The following is a 4,337-nucleotide window of genomic DNA, read 5'->3' as shown; positions in this document are numbered from 1 at the left end:
GCGCCCCAGGCGTGCCGCAGCCGGTCGGCCGAGGCGGCGAAGTCCTCGGGTGCCTGCCCGGCCGCCATGCGCAGCCGCATCACGAGCCCGGACCCGGTCGGCCGCGGGAACGAGTACCGAGGCGGCACGGGAGCCGCCTGCCGCCCGATCATCCGGGCGGTGGTCCGGCGGACGGCCGAGGCCGGGACCGTCAGGCCGCAGGCGTCCATCGTCGCCCGGTAGGAGGCGAGCACCCGCAGTGCGGTCGCCGGATAGCCGATCAGGCACCAGAACACCACCGGCATACGGCGGTGCACCACCAGCAGCGCGACCAGGACCAGCAGGACGGTCAACAGCACTCGGACGGTGTCGGCCATGGCGATCAGCCCTGCACCGCAGCCGGGGCGTCGACCATGACGGCATCGGCCCGGTAGGCGATGCCGTGCCGGGCGCGCCCGCCGAACTCGCTCTCCCAGGGCCGGGCCACCAGACCCGACAGGATGACCGGCGCACCCATCACCAGTCCCTCACCGATGCCCTGCTCGGGCACGGTCACCCTGATCATGTCCGAACCGCCGGCCGCGATGAACACCAGCTCCAGCACCATGAGCCGCTGGTTGGTCACCGGGTCCACGGCGACCTCACCGGTCTGCCGGTCCCTCACCTTGACCTCGGGCAGCTTGGTGACAAGAAGCGTCGCGGCCGAGGTGTCCACGGGGATCACACGCATTTTCTGAACCTCACTGGGTTGTCGGCGCCTTCACTGAGCGGCACCGTTCCATCTGGATACCCCCCTAGACAGCACAAGGAGGGACCCACCCCAACTGTCTAGGGGGGTTGACGGTAAAGGTAACCGACGGCCCGTCAACTGTCTAGGGGGGTATACGATCGTGCTTCAGAAGTCGCGTGGACGCGCTACGGCAGCACCCAGTGAAGGACGGTCGCGTCATCCCGCGCCTTACCGCGCGGCCAGCGCCGTCCGTCGGGGTCGCCGTCCTCAGCTTCGCGCACGCGGCGGACCAGCTCATCCGGACCGGACGAACCGAGGACGGCCGACGCTTCGCGCCAGTCGGCAAGTTCGAAGCGGTCGACGAGTCGCGTCGCGCCGTCACTCAGCAGCGTCACAGACGCCAGCGAGTCGAGCGGCACCACTCCGGTCAGCGAGTGTTCGGCCGCCCGCGGGTCGGGGCCGGCGATCCAGAAGCCGCCCGGCCGGTTGCGGAGCCCGGTCAGGGCATCGCGGTAGTCGGCGAGCGCGGCAGCGTGTTCGGGCGAGCCGGTGGGCAGCGCGTCGACCGGCCCGCGCAGTCGTCTGCCGACGTCGTCCAGGCGCCGGTCGGTGACGACGGACGTACCGCCGCCCCGGTCGGCCAGGAGCAGGGAGGAGTCACCGAGAACGAGGTATTCCAGAGTTCCCCCACCGCTCCGGGCGCAGACGACCGTGCTGGTGGGACTGGCCCGGTAAGCGAGGTCGCAGCTGTCCTCGTGCAAGGACCGGACGACTGCGATCGAGTCGGCCAGGCAATCGGCGAGCGGCCGGGCGGGATGCCTGGTGATGCTGCGCAGCAGGAGTCCGCCCAGGGTCGAAGAGAACCAGGCGACGCCATGCGTGCAACCGGTCTCAGCCCCGCCCACGCCGGCGCCGTCGAGGAGTACGGCCGCACCGGAAGCGGCAGCGGCGAAATCCTCGTTCTCCCGGTCGGGGCCGGCAGGCAGCGAGGCGATGGCCACCCTCACGCCGATGTCTCCTCGTCGTGCCGGTACAGAGGACAGAGCAGTTCGGCGGACCGCGGTTCGCTGGTCTCCGGGTCGTACTCGACACCCACCAGCGTGGAGAACCGGTGGTCGCCCACCTGTCCCCACAGCGTGTTCAGGTCGGAGGCGAGCAGCTGCACCACGCCGAGGGAACCTTGCGTGTGGATACCGGCGATGGCGAGCAGCGAACCCTTGCCGTCCGGACGTGACAGCCTGCCGAGGTAACCCACGTCGTACGGGCGGGCCGGATCACTGTCCTGTCCCGACCGGTACACCGTGCCGGTACGGCGGTCCACCACCGTCCAGGGCCCGTCTTCCGCCCGCTCCCAGTGCAGTACGGGGTCCTGCGCGTAGGTGTCCCACATCTCCCGGGACATGCGCGGACCGCAGACGACGACCAGGCCCTCGCGGTTGAGGTCGATCTCACCACTCACCGGCACGTGTTCCGAGGTGACGTCGAGCCCGTACGAGCGCGCCAGGTCCTCCAGCCGCTTGCCGGAACTGACATCGTCCACGGCGACGACCGTCCGCCCGCGTTCGTCGTCGCGCCGCAACGGAGTCGCGACGGTGACCGCGCCCCGCCCGAGGAAGACACCTTCCGGCGCCGGGCCGGTATGCCGGATCTGGTGGATCCGCCCACGGCTCAGGCCGGCCTTTGCCGCGATCTGCGCGTACGACAGCCCTTGCGCGTGGAGGTCCTGCACCACACGCCGGCGAAGGCGGGCCAGCTCGGTCACCTCCTGCTGAGCGTCGGCCAACCGGGTCGTGACCTCGCGCAGGAGCAGGTACGGATCACCGATCGCCATGATTCGTCGCAGCTCGTCCGACATGACCTCACCTCCTAGGAATACCCAGGAGTCTAGGGCCCTAGACGGTATGGGCGGGATGCACCGGCCCGTATGGACGCCGATCACGTAGAAGCGGCTCCGTCGCCGAGGCACACCCCGAGGACTCACCCGCCACCGCCCGCAGCGCAACCGCGGTCCGTCGTCGAGCGCGGCATGGTCACGCGCCCTCCCGCACCAGGTCGGCCCATACACAGCGCCCGTCGGGCCAGTTCTTCACGCCCCAGTCCTTGGCGCAGGCCGCGATCAACGCCAGCCCACGCCCACCCTCTTCTTGGCTGGTCACGTCACACAGGTGCGGCACGCGCTCGCCGCCCTGGTCGATCACCTCGATCCGCACCAAGTCATCGCCGAAGCCGACGATCACGAGGAACCAGCCGCCGGCCGAACCGCTCAGCGAGTGCCGCACGGCATTGGTCGCGAGTTCGCTCACGACCAGGACGGCATCGTCGACAGGGCCCCGGTCGGCCATCAGGGAGGCGACGAAGTGGCGGGCATGGGCCACCTCCTCGGCGAGGCCGGGAAAGGGACGGCACCACTTGGAGAGCATGGGAGAACACCTCGGTTCGTCTAGGGGGCTAGACAGCACAGCGGCAGAGTATTCCCACGCATCGCCAACGAGCTAGGCATCAGGAGGAATTATTCCTCTAAGGAGTGACGGTGTCTCCCAAGTCGCGAAACTCCTTCATCACCCGCAACAGCAGCTCCCGCACCTCGCCGCCGAAGACCGCAGCCCGCTCGAAGCAGCCGAACGTCTCCTCGTACGCGGCCAGCTCGGCGGCGTCGCCCGACACCCGCTCACCGTCGAACGCCTCCACCACGACCGCCCGCCGGTCGCACAACGTGAACCCGTGGCGAGGCAGCACCGGCACCGGCCGACGCCAGGGAACGACCCCGAGTCGTACCGTGCTCAGACTCTCGACGGCCAGCAGCCGGTCGAGCTGAGCGAGCATCAGCGCCGGCGTCCCCGGCCATGTCCGCAACACGGCTTCCGTCAGCACGAACACCGACTCCCGCCCCGGCTCGTACAACACACTCTGCCGCTCCACACGAGCAGCGACAGCACGGCCGACCGCCTCAGGAGTCGAGTCCCGCGCACTCTCGAAGACGTGTCGGGCATACTCCGCGCTCTGCAACATGGCCGGCAGAACGACGCACTGGAACGACCGCACCAGCCGGGCGGAACGAACCTCTTCATCAACGGTCGTACCGACCGAAGTTGTGCCGTCTGCCGATGGATCGGAATCCGCAGCAGCCACTACCGCGGCCAGGAGGTCACGCACCTCACGAGCGGTCGGCTCATCGAGACCGAGGGCAGCCGAGAGCCGGTCGAGCACGTCCAGGCTCGGAACCATGCGCCCGGTCTCAACCTTGGACACGGTCGGCTGCCCCACACCAGCACGCTGCGCCAGCGCAGCACCCGTCAGGCCGGCCTCAGTACGCAGAGCCCGAAGACGCACCCCCAGCGCCCTCATCCGCTCCCGTCGCTCACTCCCCATGCCCAGGGTTCTACACCACAGGGCAGCAGACACCGAGCCCATGAGCCGTGGTGATCACCAGCTACACGACCATGATTCGCACTTTCTCTACTGGTTCAAGACTCGCTGCGCTCGCTCACGCGCCCGGACTCCTGGAGCTGCAAGCAGTCCGATCGGAGATCGGAGGTGCCGCGCACAGCGCGGCGGCGCCGGGCCGGGGGCGCCCCCCCCCCCCCCCCCACCGACCAGACCCCCGGCCCCCGCCCCCCCCCCCCCCCCC

5 protein-coding genes and 1 pseudogene are annotated in these 4,337 nt (G+C 69.7%); all 6 read right to left on the bottom strand.

Annotated elements, in window-relative coordinates:
- Positions 1-356: pseudogene (locus tag RIF68_RS28655) on the bottom strand (conjugal transfer protein TraS); the annotation flags it as partial.
- 5 nt (positions 357-361) lie between these two features.
- Positions 362-709 (bottom strand): hypothetical protein, encoded by a 348-nt coding sequence (locus tag RIF68_RS28650; protein ID WP_309054194.1) that lies wholly within the window; start codon positions 707-709, stop codon positions 362-364.
- A 185-nt stretch (positions 710-894) separates the two neighbouring features.
- Positions 895-1,716 carry an integrase gene (locus tag RIF68_RS28645; RefSeq protein WP_309054193.1) on the bottom strand — a complete coding sequence of 274 codons (822 nt, stop codon included), beginning with the start codon at positions 1,714-1,716 and terminating at the stop codon, positions 895-897.
- Positions 1,713-2,564: a sigma-70 family RNA polymerase sigma factor gene (locus RIF68_RS28640; RefSeq protein ID WP_309054192.1), complete on the bottom strand. Its 852-nt coding sequence runs from the start codon at positions 2,562-2,564 to the stop codon at positions 1,713-1,715. Before RIF68_RS28640 ends, RIF68_RS28645 begins: the two co-directional genes overlap by 4 nt.
- A 175-nt stretch (positions 2,565-2,739) precedes the next feature.
- Positions 2,740-3,129 carry an ATP-binding protein gene (locus RIF68_RS28635; protein WP_309054191.1) on the bottom strand — a complete coding sequence of 130 codons (390 nt, stop codon included), beginning with the start codon at positions 3,127-3,129 and terminating at the stop codon, positions 2,740-2,742.
- 97 nt (positions 3,130-3,226) lie between these two features.
- The gene (locus RIF68_RS28630) at positions 3,227-4,078 is read right to left on the bottom strand and encodes a helix-turn-helix transcriptional regulator (protein ID WP_309054195.1); all 852 of its coding nucleotides are present in this window, start codon (positions 4,076-4,078) and stop codon (positions 3,227-3,229) included.
- Between the last annotated feature and the right edge of the window lie 259 nt (positions 4,079-4,337).

The organism is Streptomyces sp., assembly GCF_031178505.1.
In the GTDB taxonomy this organism is placed as follows: Bacteria; Actinomycetota; Actinomycetes; order Streptomycetales; family Streptomycetaceae; genus Streptomyces; species Streptomyces gulbargensis.
The sequence above is the reverse complement of the archived record's forward strand: the minus strand, read 5'-3'. Positions and strand labels throughout refer to the sequence as shown.